The following is a 16,991-nucleotide window of genomic DNA, read 5'->3' as shown; positions in this document are numbered from 1 at the left end:
CGCGGGACCCGGGAAAACAACGGAACGCGCAATACGACGCGAACGATTAGTTATGTCTGATGGCTTTCGGTGCAACCATCAAACCTTACTTATGCAAACTCGCTTCTGACACTTTCGTAATGTTCTCGATGAGTGCTGCGCCTTCCTCCATGAGGAAGCGCTTGAACGCGAGCGCAACGGGCGGCAGCCGCTTGTTTTTCCGGTGCACGACGTACCAGTTGAGCATGACCGGGAAGCCTTCCACGTCGAGCACCGTGAGGTGACCGACCTGCAATTCGAGGCTGATGGTGTGCGCCGAAAGAAACGCGATGCCCATGCCCGCGATCACGGCCTGCTTGATCGTCTCGGTGCTCTGGATCTCCATGGCGATCTTGAGGTTCGTGATCTTCCCGGCGAAGCCTTCTTCCATCGAGTTCCACGTGTCCGAGCCGCGCTCGCGCACGATGAACGCCTCGTTGGCGAGCGTACTGAGCTTGATGGAGCGCTTGTTGGCGAGCGGATGCGTGGGCGCCGCAACGATCACGTACGGGTGGGGCGCAAACGGCTCGTTGATGGCGTCGGTCGCGTGGGGCGGACGCACCATCACGGCGAGATCGGTCTGGTTGGTGGCGAGTTGCTGGAGCAGCTGCTCGCGGTTGTGCACAGAGAGATTGAGCGCGACACCCTTGTAGCGGCGCGTGAACTCGGCCAGCAGGCGCGGAAAGAAGTAATCGCCTGCGCTAATGACCGCGACGTTGAGCTTGCCGCCCGAGACGCCCTTTAGCTGGCTCATCGCCTCGTCCACTTCGTGGAACTGCTGCATGATCGCGCGGCTGTAGTGAAGCATCTCCGTGCCCGCGGGCGTGAGATAGATCTTCTTGCCGAGCTGCTCGAAGAGCGGCAGGCCTGCGTGCTCTTCGAGCTGCCGAACCTGTGTGGAAACGGCCGGCTGGGTGAGATGCAGTTCCTCCGCAGCGCGCGAAAAACTGAGGTGGCGCGCCACGGTCTCGAAGACCTTGAGCTGGCGCAGCGTGGCGTTTCGCATCGTCATGGCCGAACCATAAGGGATACTGAATCCACATAATAACAAACTTTAATTGTGAGTAATTCAGCAATCACCCTAGCATAAGTTGAAAGGAGTCCGAATGCCGCGCGGCACGCTCGAAGCTATGTTCGGGTTAACGCTCGGAAATACGATTTCATAAGGGACAACGCGTAGAAAAGCCCTTGTTTTACGATGTTTTCAGGGGGCGGCTGTCATGCCAGGGTGAATTAGGATTGACGAATTTCATTCGGATTTTTGATTCAGCTGGCGAATAGAAGACACAGCGCAGCGATGTGAAAAGTTAAAACCATAAGCCCGAATTTATGCAGACCCGCAATCATGCCGGCTGCAATGAATGGATAGCGGAGACAAGCGATATGAATGCAATCGGTCAGAGGAGCGAGAGCGGTCCGTTTTGGACGAACCGCTGGTTTCAACTGGTGGTGGGCATGCTATGCATGGCGCTCGTTGCCAATCTGCAATACGCATGGACGCTGTTCGTCGCACCGATGAACTCGCGCCACCACTGGGGCCAGGCGGAAATTCAACTGGCGTTCTCGATTTTCATTCTGACCGAGACCTGGCTCGTGCCGGTGGAAGGCTGGCTCGTCGACAAGTTCGGCCCGCGTCCTGTCGTGGCGGTCGGCGCGGTTTGCGCAGGCCTTGCCTGGGTGATCAACTCCTACGTCACGACGCTGCCGATGCTCTACGTGTCGGCCGTGATCGCGGGCATCGGCGCGGGCGGCGTGTACGGCACCTGCGTGGGTAACGCGCTCAAGTGGTTCCCGGACCGCCGCGGCCTCGCCGCGGGCCTCACGGCCGCGGGCTTCGGCGCCGGCGCCGCCGTGACGGTGATTCCGATTGCGAACATGATCACGCGCTCCGGCTACGAGCACACGTTCTTCGTCTTCGGCGTCCTCCAGGGCGTGTCCATTCTCGTGCTCTCGTTTCTGCTCGTGAAGCCCGTGCCGCGCGCCGTAGCCATGGATAGCCGCCGTCTCGTTTCCCGCGTCGACTACACGCCGGGGCAGATGGTCAAGCAGCCGGTGTTCTGGGTGATCTACATTTGTTTCGTCGCGGTGGCCGCTGGCGGCTTGATGGCAACAGCGCAGATCGGTCCGATCGCCAAGGACTGGGGCCTGGCCCGCATTCCGATGACAGTGTTCGGTATGACGCTGCCGCTCCTCACGCTCACGCTCTCGATCGACAACATCTGTAACGGCTTTACGCGTCCGCTGTGCGGCTTCATCTCCGACAAGATCGGGCGTGAGAATGCGATGTTCCTGATCTTCGTGGGCGAAGGGCTCGCGCTGCTCGGCATGATGCAGTTCGGCACGAACCCGTATGCGTTCATGACCTTCGCCGCGCTCATCTTCCTGTTCTGGGGCGAGATCTTCTCGATCTTCCCGGCCATCTGCGCGGACACCTTCGGCAGCAAGTTCGCCGCGTCCAATGCCGGCACCCTGTACACCGCCAAAGGCACTGCGGCGCTGCTCGTGCCGGTGGCCTCGGTGCTGTCTGCTACGGGCGGCTGGAGCGCGGTGTTCATCGCGGCTGCGGTCATCACGATCGCGGCGGGCGTGAGCGCCAAGTTCTTCCTCGCGCCAATGCGCAAACGTCTGATCGAGCAGAGCAGCGAAGCAAGCACTGAAGCGAGCAACGAGCCCAACGTCACACTGGCGACGAATACGGGCGCAGGGTTGCCGCACTGGTCCAACCAAAGCGGCGAATGAGGCGCGCGGGCCCGCCATGTCGATGAACGTATCGCTCCAGCAACTCAAGGTGTTCGTCGCGGTGGCGCGGGCGCGCAGCTTCACGCGCGCCGCGCGCGAGTTCGGGCTCACGCAGTCGGCGGTGAGCCGCTGCGTGCGCGAACTGGAAGAAGCGGTCGAGCTCAAGCTGTTCGACCGCACCACGCGCCAGGTCGAGCTCACGCTCGCGGGCAGCGGCTTCGAGCGGCGCATCGGCCGCTTGCTCGACGAGATCGAGATGGCGCTCAACGAGGGCCGCGACGCGCACCAGGCGCATAGCGGCGTGGTGCTCGTGGCGAGCAACCCGGTGCTCTCGTCGACCTGGGTGCCCGCCGCGCTCGCACAGTGCGCAGCGGCTTTTCCGGCGCTCACATTGCAACTGCAGGATTTGCCGCAGGCGGCCGTGCTGCAGGCGGTCGAGCAGGGCGAGGCCGACTTCGGCGTGATCGCGGAAACCGTGCCGTTCGCGAGTGGCAACCTCGACGTGCAGCCGCTCTCGGCTACACCGCTTTGTGCGCTCTTGCCCGCGCACCATCCGCTTGCGCTACAGGGGGCGCTGCGATGGGACGACCTCGCGCGCGAACCGCTCATCACGCTCAATCGCGATGCGGGCTGCCGCGGCGCGGTGATGCGTGCGCTGGACGGTCTGCGGCCTGAGGGGAGGCCGCTGCAGGAGTTCGCGCACGTGGCGGGCGTGGCGCGCATGGCGCAGCTCGGCATGGGCATCGGCGTGCTGCCAGTGGGCGTGGACGGGGCGCGCGGGGGACATGCGCATCGCTCGGGCGACGTTGCGCACGCAACGTGTCACTGGCCCGCGCCCGCAGGGCCGCTCGTCACGCGCTTGCTGTATCCCGTCGTGAACGTGACGACAATGCTCGTGCGCCGTCGCCATCGTTCGCTGCGGCCTTGTGCTCAGGCGGCGTGGTCGCAGTTTATGCCGGACGGGCCAATCGCGGACGGAGCGATCGCGGAGGGTGCTGACCCGGAGGCTTCGTCGCCGGATAGCGAAGCGCTGCCGGAAACGTCCATCGATGGCTCGCCGATGCGCGGCTCGAACGGCGCGCCGAGGCGCGTCGCGCTGCGCGGCGCCGATACGCCATCGCCACTCCAGGTGACCCGCACCCACGCCCGCATCGACTAGCGCGCGCGTGTCCCTCTTCTGCAAAACCAAACGGATCGCGCGATGCGATCCGTTTGGTTTTTTCAGCACCGGAACCGACGCAGAAAAAAGACGGCGCACGCGCCGCCCCTCGCCATGACGTACAGCGGCTGCGTTACGCCGGCTGCATTGCCATCCGCTCACGCTGCTTGACCAACGCGAGCACGGTGTCGATGGCCGGCGTCGGCTCGCCAACCAGCCTGCCCATTTCCTGCACGACGGTGATCAGCGGATCGATCTCCATCGGCCGGCCGGTTTCGAGATCGACGAGCATCGAGGTCTTGTGCGCGCCCACCGCGCCCGCGCCGTCGATGCGGCGCTCCACGTCCACGCGGAAGTTCACGCCGAACCGCTCGGCAATACGCTTGCCCTCGAGCATCATCGTGCGCGCCACGGCGCGCGTGGCCGGGTCGCTGGTGATGACGTCGAGCGTGGCATGCGTGAGTGCGCTGATCGGGTTGAAGCAGAGATTGCCCCACAGCTTGAGCCAGATTTCGTCGCGGATGTTCTCGCGGATCGGCGCATCGAACCCGGCGGCCTGCATGGCTTCATGAAGCTGGACGATGCGCGGCGTGCGCTCGCCCGAAGGCTCGCCAATCGGAAACTTCTTGCCGTACACGTGGCGGATCACGCCAGGCGCGTCGATTTCGGCGGCCGGATAGAGCACGCAGCCAATCGCACGCTCGGGCGTGAGACGGTTCCATTGCGAGCCGTCCGGGTCGATGCTTTCGAGCCGCGTGCCCGCGAACTTGCCGCCATGCTGGTAGAAGTACCAGTAGGGAATGCCGTTGGTGCCCGTGACGATGGCCGTGTGCTTGCCGAGGAGCGGCTGCATCGCGTCGATCACGCCCGCCACCGAATGTGCCTTGAGTGTAATGATGACGACGTCCTGCGCGCCCAGTTCGCGCGGATCGGACGTGCAGCGCACCTTCGCCACGTACTCCTCACCGTCCATCAGCAGGCGTGCACCGTTCTCGCGCATGGCGGCCAGGTGCGGGCCGCGAGCAACGAAGCTCACGTCGGCGCCTGCGCGCGCGAGTTGCACGCCCATCATGCCTCCAATGGCGCCCGCTCCAAAGATGCAGATCTTCATGTTGAAACCCCAATGACGTTGAAAACCGCTTGTCCGCAGGGGGTTTCGCGAGCGTTGGGGAAAAGCTGACCGCTCGCCGCGACCCCGGACGATGGTTTGAGCATAGGGGGCACTGTCGATTAACGACAGTTAAAGTTTATCGCGAAAATCATCAAGAGAAGCTTATGGATGCAGAGGCGCGTGACGCGGCTATTCAGGCGCGCCGCACGAGCAGAAAACTCACGCCAATCAGGCCGAGAAATGCGCCGCAGGTGCGATTGAACCAGCGGCGCACGGTGGTGCGAGTGAGCCAACGGCCGAGGTACATGCCGGCGAGGGAGTAGAGCGCGATGGCCACGCATTCGAGCCCGAGAAAGCTCGCGCCGAGCACGCCGAACTGCTGCGCGATGGGCTTGGCGACATCGACGAATTGCGGCAGGAAGGCTGTGAAAACGAGAATCGCCTTGGGGTTGCCCGCCGCCACGAGGCACTCGCGCCACGCGAGGCGCGCGAGCGAGGCGTCGCTATCCATGCTCTCGCCGATGGGGTTGGCGTCGCTGCGCCAAAGCTGCACAGCGAGCCACACGAGGTAAGCGGCTCCCGCAAGCTTGATGACGAAGAAGACCGCCTCGGAAGCGCGCAGTACCACGGCAAGACCCGCAGCCGCGAGCGCGATCATGGCAGCGAACGCCACGAGCCGGCCCGTGCCGCCAAGGAACGCGCGCAGGAAACCACGCCGCGCGGCGACGTTGATGGAGAGGAGATTGTTCGGCCCCGGCGCCATGTTCAGCGCGAAGCAAGCGGGCAGAAAAAAGAGCCAGGCGGTGAGGGACATGATGACGCTCGAAGGTTAGCGCCGTGCGCGGCGCGCCGTGAATCGCGCCATTCTAGCGCGCCTGGCGCGATCCGCCTTGCCACTCAATGGAAAACCGGCAGCAATAGAAAGAGCTTGATGGTGATGGCGTTGGCAATGTCGATAAAGAACGCGGCCACCATCGGCACCACGAGAAATGCCAGATGGGAATGGCCAAAGCGCGCCGTGACGGCCTGCATGTTCGCAATCGCCGTGGGCGTTGCCCCCAGGCCGAAGCCGCAGTGCCCCGCCGAAAGCACGACGGCGTCGTAGTTCGCGCCCATCACGCGGAACGTCACGAAGATCGCGTAGACCACCATGAGCAGCGTTTGCGCGACGAGGATCGTGAACACCGGCAGCGCGAGAGCGGCGAGGTCCCACAGGCGCAGCGTCATGAGCGCCATGGCGAGAAAGAGCGCGAGGCTCACGTTGCCGATCAGCGCGACGGCGTGCTCGGCCACCGGCCGCCCGAGGAGCGAGAGCCCATTGGCGAGCAGCACGCCGACGAACAGCACGCACACGAAGGTGGGCAGTTCGAACGCGGTGCCGGCGATCAGCCCGGAGAGCACCTCGCCCCCGGCGAGGCTGATGGCGATGAGCGTGACCGTGTTGATGAATGCGCCCGGTGTGGTGGGCTGCTCGGCTTTCGGCTCCTCGAATGCATAGGGGTCGGGCGTTGCTGCGCCGCTGGCGCCAGGCGCCGCGTCGCCGGCTTGTGCGCCGATGCGTTTCATGAGGTGCTGCGCAACGGGTCCGCCGAGAATGCCGCCCATGATCAGCCCGAACGTGGCGCACGCAATGGCCGCTTCGGTGGCGGACTGCAGCCCATGATGCTCGGTGAACACCGCGCCCCAAGCGGCGCCCGTGCCATGGCCGCCCGCGAGCGCCACCGAGCCGCCCAGCAGCCCGTACAGCGGATCGACGCCGAACGCCATGGCGAGCGCGATGCCCAGCGTGTTTTGCAGTGCGAGAAGCGCGACCACGACGGCGAGAAAGCGCACGAGTACGGGGCCGCCGTGTTTCAGGTTGGCGAGGTTCGCATTGAGGCCGATGGTGGCGAAGAACGCTTGCATGAGCGGCGCCTGCAGCGAGGTGTCGAAGACCACGTCCCTATGCGCGAAGCTGTGCACGCCGAACACGATCAGCGCGGCGACGATGCCGCCCGCCACGGGTTCGGGTATCGTCCATTTGCGCAAGATCGGCACGGCGGCGACGAGCCACTGGCCGACCAGCAGCACGAGCGATGCGACGACGAGCGTTCCGTAGACTTTGACGTTCATGGCGGGTGTCCGGCGGGGCGGTGAGGGCGCAAGCCTGGCGGCGCATCTTTTGCGCACGGTACACCAGGCGCTTGCGCGTTGCGCGCATGGTGCGCAGCCAGGCGCCGGTTCCGGCCACTTTGCTTGCACGAATCGGGGCCCCACGCTTAAATAGGCAGGCATTCACGGGCGAAAGGCCGACGCGCATGCAGGACGAATATCCCCCGCGTTTCCCCGTTTGCCACGATGGCGCGAGACCGTACAAGAACCGGAGAAGGTCATGAATGGGAGCACCGTTGCTGATCGCGAGGCGGCCGGGCGTGCCGCGCGCGAGCGCTCGAAACGTTCGAGCCACAAGGAAACCGGCACCATCAAGCGCGATCCGCTCGCCCTGCTGCGCTCGAGCAGCGAAGGCCGCGTGCCGAACCTCGTGCAACTGCGCTACGGGCGCATGATCGTCTCGCCCTTCACGTTCTTTCGCGGCCGCGCGATCCTCCAGGCGCACGATCTTGCGGGCGTGCCCAACACCGGCATGACGATGGAGATTTGCGGCGACGGGCATCTGCTGAACTTCGGCGCCTTCGCCACGCCCGAGCGCCAGCTCGTATTCGATCTCAACGATTTCGACGAGGTCGCGCCCGGCCCGTGGGAGTGGGATGTGAAGCGCCTCGTGGCGAGCTTCGTCGTGGCGGCGCGGCACATGCGCTACTCGCGCGGCATGGCCGAGGAACTGGTGATGACGGCCGTGACCAGCTATCGCGACCGCCTGCGCCAATACGCGGAGTACGGCGCGCTCGATCTCTGGTACGACAAAATCACCTTCGACCGCATGGTTGAAACCGCGCTCACGCCCGAAGGCCGCCGCCTGATCCGGCGCGGCATGGAGAAGGCCGCGAATCGCACGCACGAGAACCTGCTCGAAAAGCTCGCGGAGCGCGATGGCGACCACTGGACGATTCACGACGCCCCGCCCGCGCTCTTTCACGTGCACGGCGTCAACACGCTGTTCGAACCCGAAGACGACTGGTTCACGCTTGGCGACTGGCGCACGCTGATCGAGCCCATGTACGAAGATTACGCGAAGACACTCGCGCCTGACCGGCGCGAACTGCTCGATCACTTCGCGATTCAGGACCTGGTGTTCAAGGTGGTGGGCGTGGGCAGCGTGGGCACGCGTTGTCTCGTGATCCTGCTCGTCGATCATCACGAGAAGCCGCTCTTCCTGCAGGTGAAAGAGGCGCGTCGCTCGGTCGTTTCGCAGTACTTCAAGGCGCCTTCGATCAAGCACGAAGGCGCGCGCGTCGTGCACGGCCAGCGGCTACTGCAGGCGGCGAGCGATATCTTCCTTGGCTGGACCACGGGGCCCGGCGGGCGTCATTTCTACGTGCGCCAGTTGCGCGACATGAAGCTCTCAGTCGATCTCCAGTTGCTCGACAGCGCACTGCTCTGCGGCTATGCGCGTTTGTGCGGCTGGGCACTCGCGCGCGCGCATGCGAAGTCGGGCAGCGCCGCCATCGAAATCGCTTCGTACATTGGCCGCAGCGACCAGTTCGCGGAAGCGCTCACGAGCTACGCGTTCAGCTATGCCGACCAGGTGGAGCGCGATTACGACGTGTTCCTCAAGGCCGCGCGCAGCGGCGCGATCGTCGCGCGCAGCGAAGAGGACATGGCCGCAGATTTCCGCGTTTGAGCCGGGTCTGAGTCGAAGCTGCAAGCGAAGCGCTCAGCCGAACGCGCTATCCTTGCGCTTTTCTTTCATCCCGCCGCGCATGAGCCTCATACGCATGCCCGGCATGCGCCCCATGCGTCTACGGCATATCGAAGTCTTTCACGCGATCATGCGCACCGGCTCGCTCTCCAAAGCGGCCGAGCTACTGTGCGTTTCGCAGCCCGCGGTCAGCAAGGTGCTCGCGCATGCGGAGCGCAGCGCGGGCCTCAAGCTCTTCAGCCGCGCGCACGGCCGTCTGCAGCCCACGCGCGAGGCCGAATTGCTGTTCGCCGAAACGCAGAAGCTGCAATCGAACCTCGACAGCATTCGCGATCTCGCGCGCAATCTCGCGCTGCGCCCGCAAGGGCTGTTGCGCATCGGCTGTCTGCCTAGCCTCGGCATGAGTTTGATCCCGGCTGCCGTGCAGACGTTTCGCGCGGGCTATCCCGATGTGTCGCTCAGGATCCAGACCCGCCATACCGCGGAGCTGCTCAACGCGCTGCTCACGCGCGAACTCGATCTGGGCGTCGCGCTCAATCCGCCCGCGCGGCCGGGCATTGCCGCGGTCGAACTGGCGCGCACGGCCGTGGTCTGCGTCGCGCCGCCCGACGACCCAACGCCAGAACACGCGCCGCTCGCGTTGCGCGATCTGGTCGACGGCGAGTGGATCAGCATCGGCAATGTCGATCCGCTTGGGGAGGCGATCGGCAACCTGCTCGAAGCCGAAGGCGTGGACGACCGGCTCGCGGCCGTCGAGGCACAGACGTGGCACGTCGCGCGCGCGCTCGCAGCGCGCGGCATAGGCCGTGTGCTGCTCGACGAACTCAGCGCGCGCGGGGCGGGCGAACCGGTCGCGATCCGGCGCGTCGAACCGGCGCTCACGGTCGGCGTGTTCGCCATGTGGCGCGAAGGCGGTATGGACTCACAGGCAGGCAACGCGTTCGTGGAAGTGTTGCGCGGCTGCCTTGCCGCTACTTGCGCGGCGTGAGCGCGCGAGCGCCTGGACACGGGAGCCAAGGCCGCATCACGCGAGCCGACACGGGCCGCCGGTACAATCGCGCACAGGAGGGGAGCGCGACTGTGCGCGCGCTTCGTGCGAACGAATCAGTGATCCAGGGGAGACACGGTTGAAGCGCGAGTCAAAGGCGTTGGGTATCGCCAGCAGGCTGTGCGGTCACATGCGTTACGTCGCGCTCGCGTGTGCCTGCGCGTTTTCAGGCACGGTGCATGCCGATGAACTGGAAAGCCCCACGCTGCGCAAGATTCGCGATACCGGCACGATCGTCATCGGCGTGCGCGAGGCCACCGTGCCATTTTCTTATATGGCCGGCGGCGAGCACGCAACGGGCTACTCGTACGAGATTACCCAGCGCATCGTGGAAAACGTGCGCGAAACGCTCAAGCTTCCCGAGCTGCGCGTGCGCGAACTCGTCGTCACGCCGCAGAACCGCATCACGCTCGTGCAGAACGGCACGATCGATATCGAATGCAGCACCACGACGCATACGCGCGAGCGCGAGAACGACGTGGCGTTCTCCAACAGCATTTTCGAGTACGGCGTGCGCATGCTCGTGAAGCGTGGCTCGCAGGTCCTGGACTTCGGCGATCTCGCGGGCCGTACGGTGGTCACGACCGCGGGCACGTCGGAAGAGCGCCTGCTGCGCCGCTGGAACATGGAGCGAGCGATGAACATGCACATCGTCGTCGCGAAGACTCACGGCGACTCCGTCGAAGCCGTGCGCTCGGGACGCGCCGTTGCCTTCGTGATGGACGAGCCGTTGCTGCACGCCGCGCTCGCGACCGGCTACATGGCGGGCGAAACGCCGGGTGCGCCCGTCGCGCAAAGCGCGCGTAACCTGAACGACGCGCGCGCTTACGCGATCGTCGGCAGCCCGGCAAGGTCGGAAGTGTACGGCTGCATGTTCCGGCGCGGCGACACCGCCTTCAAGCGCATTGCCGACGACACCATCGCGAAGATGGAGCGCTCGGGCGAGGCGCTCGCGCTTTACCGGCGCTGGTTCGAGTCGCCCATTCCGCCTGCGGGCGTGAACCTCGACTATCCGATGTCGGACCAGATGAAGGCGCTTTTCGCGAATCCCAACGACCAGCCGCTCGATTGAAGGCTCAACCGAAAGAAAGAGGCAACGATGAGTGATACGGAACAACGCAAAATCGCACTGGTGACGGGCGCGGGCAGCGGCATTGGCCGCGCGTGCGCGCGCCGGCTGCTGGCCAACGGCTTCGCCGTCGTGCTGGCGGGCCGCCGGGCCGCGCCGCTCGAAGCGCTCGCCAGCGAGGCTCGCGAGCGCGGCGAAGAGGCGCTGGCTGTGCCTTGCGACGTGACCGACGCGGCGGCCGTCGAGGCGCTCTTCGAGACGATCCGCACGCGCTACGGCCGGCTCGATCTGCTCTTCAACAACGCGGGCCGCAACGCGCCGGCCGTGGACATCGACGAGCTTTCGGTGGACGACTGGCGCGCCGTGGTCGATACCAATCTCACGGGCGTCTTCCTGTGCACGCGCGAGGCGTTCGGGCTCATGAAGCGGCAGACGCCCCGCGGCGGGCGCATCATCAACAACGGCTCGATTTCGGCGCACGCGCCGCGGCCGTTGAGCGCCGCGTATACGGCCACCAAGCACGCGATAACCGGCCTCACGAAAACCGTTTCGCTCGATGGCAGGCGTTACGACATCGCCTGCGGGCAGATCGACATCGGCAACGCGTCGACCGAGATGGCCGAGCGCATGGCGCGCGGCGTGCCGCAGGCGAACGGCGAGATCGCCGTCGAGCCGCTGATGGACGTGGAACTCGTGGCCGACGCGCTGCTGCACATGGCGCAACTGCCGCTCGAAGCGAACGTGCAGTTCATGACGATCATGGCGACGAAGATGCCGTTCGTGGGGCGCGGCTGAGTGCGTAGGCGAGGCGGGCGCTGCCGCACGCTCGGCGGCCACGTCCCGTATACTGGCCGCTGAACCACCACGACGCCCGAGCGCCCATGCCTTTGCCCCCGCGTCCGGACGATGATCCGCGTCCCCAGCCGCCCGCATGCCCCGATAACGACGACTGCTGCCATAGCGGCTGCGACCCCTGCATCTTCGATCTGTACGACGAGGAGTTCGGCCGGTACCGCGCCGCGCTGGCCGCGTGGGAAGCGCGCGAAGCCGAACGGCAGGCACAGGCGCAGGCGAAAGCCCCGCGCAAGCAAGCCGCAAAACCGGCTTCGCTATCGGCCGCGTCGTCGCGCGGCAAACCCTCGCGCTGAAGTGCATTGCTGCCTGCCGCCATGACCGAATCCATCCTCGTCCCCAACGCTCCCGCCCTTGAAGCCGCCGCCCTCGACGCGCTGCAGGCGTTCGTCGAGCGTCATCCGCGCCTGTTCGTGCTGACCGGCGCGGGTATCAGCACGGATTCGGGCATTCCGGGTTACCGCGACGAGAACGGCGCCTGGAAGCGCTCGCCGCCCATCACGCTGCAGGAATTCCTCGGCTCCGAGAGCATGCGGCGACGCTACTGGGCGCGCAGCTTGATCGGCTGGCCCACGGTGGGTCTCGCGCAGCCCAATTGCGCGCACCGCGCGCTCGCGCGCCTCGGTGCGGCGGGCTACGCGCGCACGCTCGTCACGCAGAACGTGGACGGCCTGCATCAGCGCGCGGGCAGCCGAGACGTGATCGAACTGCACGGCAGCATCGCGGACGTGCATTGCCTCGACTGCGGCGCGCAGTATTCGCGCGCCTCGATTCAGCCGGAACTCGAAGCGCGCAACCCGGCCATTGCGGGCGCGAGCGCGGAACCCGCCGCCGACGGCGACGCCCATCTCGACTTCGACGGCGCCAACACCTTCCACGTGCCCGCGTGCCCGGCATGCGGCGGCATGCTCAAGCCTTCGGTGGTGTTCTTCGGCGAGAACGTGCCGCGCGAGCGCGTGGCGAGCGCCTCGAACGCGCTCGACGAGGCCGACGCCGTGCTCGTGGTCGGCTCCTCGCTCATGGTGTACTCGGGCTACCGCTTCTGCGCCTGGGCGCAGCAGCGCGGCAAACCCGTGGCTGCGATCAACATGGGCAAGACGCGCGCCGACCCGCTCCTCGCACTCAAACTCGAAGCCCCCTGCGCCGCCGCGCTCGACGCGCTGGGCGCCCGCCTCGTCCCCTGACATTCCTACGACCTCACGGAACCGACGACATGCTGACCACGCTAGCCGACCTCGAAGCGCACTACGGCACGCCGCACGAACGCGCGTTGCGCAAGGAAATCGATCACGTCAACGCGGATTACCGGCGCTTCATCGAAAGCTCGCCGTTCGTCGTGCTCGCCACGGGCAGTCCGGAAGGCCTCGACTGCTCGCCGCGGGGCGACGCACCCGGCTTCGTGCGCATTCTCGACGAGCACACGCTCGCCTTGCCCGACCGTCCCGGCAACAATCACGTGGACAGCCTGCGCAACGTGGTCGCCTCGTCGCAGGTGGGGCTGCTGTTCATGGTGCCGGGCGTGGGCGAGATGCTGCGCGTGAACGGGCGTGGCCGTGTGAGCATCGACTCCGCGCTCGTCGCGAGCTTCGCCGTGGATGGCAAGCCGCCGCGCTCGGTGCTCGTGATCGACGTGGAAAGCGTGTACTTCCATTGCTCCAAGGCCATCGTGCGCTCGAAGCTGTGGGACCCGTCGCGCCACGTCGAACGCTCGCACCTGCCGGGCGCGGGCGAGATGCTGCGCCGCGTAAATGAGGAGCAATATGGCGAGACGTTCGACGCCGAGACTTACGAAGCCGGTCTCGCCGACCGCATCAAGACCACGCTGTACTGACTGAACGCCGACTGAACGCTGAGAGACCGCAAGACGATGAACGATCCGCAAGCCGCCCAACGCCTTTGCGCGCCCGCCGCCGAGCGCAACGCCGCGCCGATCCTGGAGGTGCTGCGCGGCGCGCTGCCCGCGCGGGGCACGGTGCTCGAAATCGCGAGCGGCACTGGCCAGCATGCCGTCCACTTCGCAGCGGCGTTTCCCGACCTCGCCTGGCAGCCGAGCGACGCCGACGCGCGCGCCCGCGCCTCGATCGACGCCTGGCGCGAGCACTCGGGTCTCGCCAACCTGCGCGCGCCGCTCGATCTCGACGTGCGCCGCGAGCCGTGGCCGATCGATGCGGTGGACGCGATCGTCTGCATCAACATGATTCACATCGCGCCGTGGGAAGCGGCACAGGCGCTCATGAAAGGCGCGGGCGCGCGCATTGCTACGGCTGGGGCGCTCGTGCTCTACGGGCCGTACCGGCGCGAAGGCGCGCACACGGCGCCGAGCAACGAGGCCTTCGACGCCGACTTGCGCGCGCGCGACCCGTCCTGGGGCGTGCGCGACATGGAAGAAGTGGAGGCGCTGGCGCAGGCGCAAGGCTTCGAGTGCGAAGCGCGCGTGGCGATGCCGGCGAATAATTTCAGTCTGGTGTTCAGGAAACGCTAAGCAGGTCGGCAAACATCCGTCGCGCATGCGCGCGTTCGCGCAGCGCCTCTATGTTTCCCTTATGCTTGCACGGTTGGCGCCCCGTTGCGGCGCCGTCTATGGATGAAGTGGAGAAACAACATGAGCAAACAGCCAATCGGCGTGGTGGGTCTGGCCGTGATGGGTAGCAATCTGGCGCTCAACATCGAAAGCCGCGGCCACGCAGTCTCGGTGTTCAATCGCAGCCGCGCCAGAACCGACGAGCTGATCGCCGAGTATCCGGATCGCAAGCTCGTGCCGGCGTACACGCTCGAAGAGTTCGTGGATTCGCTGGAAAAGCCGCGCCGCATTCTGATGATGGTAAAGGCCGGCGCGCCCACTGACGACACCATCGCCGCGCTCAAGCCGCTGCTGGAGAAGGGCGACATCCTGATCGACGGTGGCAACACGCATTTCACCGATACCATCCGCCGCAACCAGGAACTCGCGAAATCGGGCCTGCACTTCATCGGCACGGGCGTGTCGGGCGGTGAGGAAGGCGCGCTCAAGGGGCCGTCGATCATGCCGGGCGGCCAGCGCGATGCTTACGATCTGGTTGCGCCGATCCTGACCGAAATCGCCGCGAAGGCTCCGGACGGCGAGCCGTGCGTGGCCTACATGGGCCCGGACGGCGCGGGCCATTTCGTAAAGATGGTGCACAACGGCATCGAGTACGGCGACATGCAGCTGATCGCCGAAAGCTACGCGGTGCTCAAGCAGGTGCTTGGCCTCTCGAACGAGGAACTGGGCAAGGTCTACACCGAGTGGAACGAAGGCGAGCTCGACAGCTACCTGATCGAGATCACCTCGAAGATCTTCGGCAAGAAGGACGAGGAAACGGGCAAGGATCTCGTCGACGTGATTCTCGACCGCGCCGCGCAAAAGGGCACCGGCAAATGGACGAGCCAGAACGCGCTGGATCTCGGCGCGCCGCTGCCGCTCATCACCGAAGCCGTGTTCGCGCGCGTGCTTTCGTCGCTCAAGACGCAGCGCGTGGCCGCGAGCAAGGTGCTCTCGGGCCCGGACGCGAAGCCGTTCTCGGGCGACCGCAAGGCGTTCATCGAGTCGGTGCGCCGCGCGCTGTACTTCTCGAAAGTGATTTCGTACGCGCAAGGCTTCGCGCAACTGCGCATGGCTTCCGACGAGTACAAGTGGGACTTCCAGTACGGCACGATCGCCAAGATCTTCCGCGCGGGCTGCATCATCCGCGCGCGCTTCCTGCAGAAAATCATGGACGCCTACGCGAAGAACCCGCAGCTCGACAACCTGCTGCTCGACCCCTATTTCCGTGACATCGCGGCCAACTATCAAGCGGCGCTGCGCGACGTGGTGATCCAGGCGGTGAGCGCGGGCGTGCCGGTGCCGGCGTTCTCGTCGGCCGTTGCGTACTTCGACGGCTACCGCTCGGAGCGCGTGCCCGCCAACCTCGTACAGGCGCAGCGCGACTTCTTCGGCGCGCACACGTTCGAGCGCATCGACAAGCCGGGCAGTTTCCACGCCGACTGGTCGTAAGGTCGCAAGACGAAAGGCCGCATTGTCGTTGCGGTCTTTGTTGGAATCGTAAGGTGAGTCCTCGGGACTCACCTTTTTTTATTACCAAAATCGCAATGGTGTTTTGACAAATTAGGGTTTTCCCTAGCGTGACCGGACGCCTACACTGTAATCAGTCGCTGACGAACAAGATGTTCCGAAGCGGACATAAAACAGATGGAGGTCCGATCATGAACAAGCTTATCCCCGCAGTTGTCGTTGCAGCCGCTCTTGCCATCCCGGCAATTTCGTTCGCCCAGTCGAGCGAGCAAGGCCTGACCCGCGCTCAAGTGCGCGCGGAACTGGTTCAACTCGAGCACGCTGGCTACAACCCGTCGGCTGACCATGTGAACTACCCGGAAAACCTGCAGGCCGCTCAAGCGCGCGTGACCCAGGAAAAGCTCGCCGCCGGCGACACCAGCGGTTACGGCGCACCGGCAGTGGGTACGTCGCAGTCGGGTGCTGCGGTGCAACCGGCGCAAGTCGCACCGAACCAGCGCATTTACTTCGGCCACTAAGCCCTGACCGAACGGGACCGCTTCAGGCGGTTCCGGCAAAGCTACCCCCTGTAGTGAGTTGTCGCTGTAGGTAGTCAGTAGTTGCAGCAGAAGTGAGTAGTGAGTTGCAGTAGAAGTTGCAGTTGCAATACGCAGTGAGTCGTTGCGGCAGAAGTTGCAGCCGTAGTACGCAGAGAGCGGTAGCAGTAGAAGTCGTAGTTGCAATACGCAGTGAGTGGTTGCAGTAGTAGTTGCAGTTCGCAGTGTGCAGTTGCAATACGCAGTACGCAGGTGAGTTGTTGCAGTACGCAGAGAGAGCAGAAGGTAGTTGAAGTTGGCTGGCGCAGTGAGAGGTGCAGCCGTGCAGTAGCAGTACGCAGTAGGCAGTACGTTGTTGCAACAGGCAGTCCAGCACGGGCCGGGGGAGTGTCTGAATTTTTGTGTGCAAGGCAGATAAAAGCCTGCCGTCTGGCAGGCTCATCAATTGCATTCTACAAATGATTTCTGGTGAAGCGATCCTCGTAGAGGATCGCGAACTGGTTCATCGCGGCTTTCCAGTCATGCGCGGCACGGCTCCAGTCAGCCGTGATATTGCGCAAGGCCAGCCAGAGCAGTTTGGTCGCGGCCTCGTCCGTCGGGAAGTGCCCACGCGTCTTGACGATCTTGCGT

The 16,991-nt window shown here is 65.1% G+C and carries 16 protein-coding genes and 1 pseudogene; 12 read left to right on the top strand and 5 right to left on the bottom strand.

Going from position 1 to position 16,991, the window contains the following annotated elements:
• Positions 1–85 precede the first annotated feature (85 nt).
• Positions 86–1,030, bottom strand: coding sequence for a LysR family transcriptional regulator (locus M3I54_RS03465; protein ID WP_254333055.1), 945 nt, complete (start codon positions 1,028–1,030; stop codon positions 86–88).
• A 371-nt stretch (positions 1,031–1,401) separates the two neighbouring features.
• Between M3I54_RS03465 and oxlT the strand changes: the two genes are divergently transcribed.
• Together oxlT and M3I54_RS03455 are read left to right on the top strand one after the other, a co-directional pair.
• Positions 1,402–2,757: an oxalate/formate MFS antiporter gene (gene oxlT / locus M3I54_RS03460; protein ID WP_254333053.1), complete on the top strand. Its 1,356-nt coding sequence runs from the start codon at positions 1,402–1,404 to the stop codon at positions 2,755–2,757.
• Positions 2,758–2,779: 22 nt separating this feature from the next.
• Complete coding sequence (locus M3I54_RS03455; protein ID WP_254333323.1) at positions 2,780–3,916, top strand: LysR family transcriptional regulator; 1,137 nt, start codon at positions 2,780–2,782, stop codon at positions 3,914–3,916.
• A gap of 133 nt (positions 3,917–4,049) precedes the next feature.
• On the opposite strand, the gene M3I54_RS03450 is transcribed toward M3I54_RS03455, so the two are convergent.
• From M3I54_RS03450 to gltS, 3 genes are all read right to left on the bottom strand, one after another.
• Positions 4,050–5,027: a 2-dehydropantoate 2-reductase gene (locus tag M3I54_RS03450; RefSeq protein WP_254333050.1), complete on the bottom strand. Its 978-nt coding sequence runs from the start codon at positions 5,025–5,027 to the stop codon at positions 4,050–4,052.
• Between the two features lie 193 nt (positions 5,028–5,220).
• Entirely contained in the window at positions 5,221–5,841 is a 621-nt protein-coding gene (locus tag M3I54_RS03445; protein ID WP_254333048.1) for a LysE family translocator, read from the bottom strand.
• An 83-nt stretch (positions 5,842–5,924) separates the two neighbouring features.
• A complete protein-coding gene (gene gltS / locus M3I54_RS03440; RefSeq protein WP_254333045.1) occupies positions 5,925–7,139 on the bottom strand; it encodes a sodium/glutamate symporter in 1,215 nt (404 codons plus the stop codon).
• A 259-nt stretch (positions 7,140–7,398) separates the two neighbouring features.
• On the opposite strand from gltS, the gene M3I54_RS03435 reads away from it, so the two are divergent.
• The 10 genes from M3I54_RS03435 to M3I54_RS03390 all read left to right on the top strand — a co-directional run bounded on the left by M3I54_RS03435 (position 7,399) and on the right by M3I54_RS03390 (position 16,343).
• Positions 7,399–8,808 carry a DUF2252 domain-containing protein gene (locus M3I54_RS03435; RefSeq protein ID WP_254333043.1) on the top strand — a complete coding sequence of 470 codons (1,410 nt, stop codon included), beginning with the start codon at positions 7,399–7,401 and terminating at the stop codon, positions 8,806–8,808.
• 112 nt (positions 8,809–8,920) lie between these two features.
• The gene (locus M3I54_RS03430) at positions 8,921–9,814 is read left to right on the top strand and encodes a LysR family transcriptional regulator (protein ID WP_254333321.1); all 894 of its coding nucleotides are present in this window, start codon (positions 8,921–8,923) and stop codon (positions 9,812–9,814) included.
• Between the two features lie 190 nt (positions 9,815–10,004).
• Positions 10,005–10,946 (top strand): transporter substrate-binding domain-containing protein, encoded by a 942-nt coding sequence (locus M3I54_RS03425; protein ID WP_254333319.1) that lies wholly within the window; start codon positions 10,005–10,007, stop codon positions 10,944–10,946.
• A 27-nt stretch (positions 10,947–10,973) separates the two neighbouring features.
• A complete protein-coding gene (locus M3I54_RS03420) occupies positions 10,974–11,738 on the top strand; it encodes an SDR family oxidoreductase (protein ID WP_254333041.1) in 765 nt (254 codons plus the stop codon).
• An 86-nt stretch (positions 11,739–11,824) separates the two neighbouring features.
• Positions 11,825–12,091, top strand: a complete 267-nt coding sequence (locus M3I54_RS03415) for an oxidoreductase-like domain-containing protein (RefSeq protein WP_254333039.1) — start codon at positions 11,825–11,827, stop codon at positions 12,089–12,091.
• A 21-nt stretch (positions 12,092–12,112) separates the two neighbouring features.
• A complete protein-coding gene (locus M3I54_RS03410) occupies positions 12,113–12,979 on the top strand; it encodes an NAD-dependent protein deacetylase (RefSeq protein WP_254333037.1) in 867 nt (288 codons plus the stop codon).
• Between the two features lie 29 nt (positions 12,980–13,008).
• A complete protein-coding gene (locus tag M3I54_RS03405; RefSeq protein WP_254333035.1) occupies positions 13,009–13,626 on the top strand; it encodes a pyridoxamine 5'-phosphate oxidase family protein in 618 nt (205 codons plus the stop codon).
• A 36-nt stretch (positions 13,627–13,662) separates the two neighbouring features.
• Positions 13,663–14,277, top strand: a complete 615-nt coding sequence (locus M3I54_RS03400; protein WP_254333033.1) for a DUF938 domain-containing protein — start codon at positions 13,663–13,665, stop codon at positions 14,275–14,277.
• Positions 14,278–14,397: 120 nt separating this feature from the next.
• Positions 14,398–15,807 (top strand): NADP-dependent phosphogluconate dehydrogenase, encoded by a 1,410-nt coding sequence (gndA, locus tag M3I54_RS03395; RefSeq protein WP_254333031.1) that lies wholly within the window; start codon positions 14,398–14,400, stop codon positions 15,805–15,807.
• 209 nt (positions 15,808–16,016) lie between these two features.
• On the top strand, positions 16,017–16,343 hold the full coding sequence (locus tag M3I54_RS03390; RefSeq protein ID WP_201697350.1) for a DUF4148 domain-containing protein: 327 nt from the start codon (positions 16,017–16,019) through the stop codon (positions 16,341–16,343).
• Positions 16,344–16,813: 470 nt separating this feature from the next.
• Here the strand turns inward: M3I54_RS03390 and M3I54_RS03385 are convergent.
• A pseudogene (locus M3I54_RS03385) lies at positions 16,814–16,991 on the bottom strand (IS256 family transposase); the annotation flags it as partial.

This window comes from Paraburkholderia sp. CNPSo 3274, assembly GCF_024206475.1.
GTDB lineage: Bacteria > Pseudomonadota > Gammaproteobacteria > Burkholderiales > Burkholderiaceae > Paraburkholderia.
This window is presented reverse-complemented; position numbering and strand designations above follow the sequence as displayed.

Coding starts and splice junctions, on each gene's coding strand:
- M3I54_RS03465 (WP_254333055.1), bottom strand. CDS start 1,030: ATGACGATGCGAAACGCCACGCTGCGCCAGCTCAAGGTCTTCGAGACC.
- oxlT (WP_254333053.1), top strand. CDS start 1,402: ATGAATGCAATCGGTCAGAGGAGCGAGAGCGGTCCGTTTTGGACGAAC.
- M3I54_RS03455 (WP_254333323.1), top strand. CDS start 2,780: ATGAACGTATCGCTCCAGCAACTCAAGGTGTTCGTCGCGGTGGCGCGG.
- M3I54_RS03450 (WP_254333050.1), bottom strand. CDS start 5,027: ATGAAGATCTGCATCTTTGGAGCGGGCGCCATTGGAGGCATGATGGGC.
- M3I54_RS03445 (WP_254333048.1), bottom strand. CDS start 5,841: ATGTCCCTCACCGCCTGGCTCTTTTTTCTGCCCGCTTGCTTCGCGCTG.
- gltS (WP_254333045.1), bottom strand. CDS start 7,139: ATGAACGTCAAAGTCTACGGAACGCTCGTCGTCGCATCGCTCGTGCTG.
- M3I54_RS03435 (WP_254333043.1), top strand. CDS start 7,399: ATGAATGGGAGCACCGTTGCTGATCGCGAGGCGGCCGGGCGTGCCGCG.
- M3I54_RS03430 (WP_254333321.1), top strand. CDS start 8,921: ATGCGTCTACGGCATATCGAAGTCTTTCACGCGATCATGCGCACCGGC.
- M3I54_RS03425 (WP_254333319.1), top strand. CDS start 10,005: ATGCGTTACGTCGCGCTCGCGTGTGCCTGCGCGTTTTCAGGCACGGTG.
- M3I54_RS03420 (WP_254333041.1), top strand. CDS start 10,974: ATGAGTGATACGGAACAACGCAAAATCGCACTGGTGACGGGCGCGGGC.
- M3I54_RS03415 (WP_254333039.1), top strand. CDS start 11,825: ATGCCTTTGCCCCCGCGTCCGGACGATGATCCGCGTCCCCAGCCGCCC.
- M3I54_RS03410 (WP_254333037.1), top strand. CDS start 12,113: ATGACCGAATCCATCCTCGTCCCCAACGCTCCCGCCCTTGAAGCCGCC.
- M3I54_RS03405 (WP_254333035.1), top strand. CDS start 13,009: ATGCTGACCACGCTAGCCGACCTCGAAGCGCACTACGGCACGCCGCAC.
- M3I54_RS03400 (WP_254333033.1), top strand. CDS start 13,663: ATGAACGATCCGCAAGCCGCCCAACGCCTTTGCGCGCCCGCCGCCGAG.
- gndA (WP_254333031.1), top strand. CDS start 14,398: ATGAGCAAACAGCCAATCGGCGTGGTGGGTCTGGCCGTGATGGGTAGC.
- M3I54_RS03390 (WP_201697350.1), top strand. CDS start 16,017: ATGAACAAGCTTATCCCCGCAGTTGTCGTTGCAGCCGCTCTTGCCATC.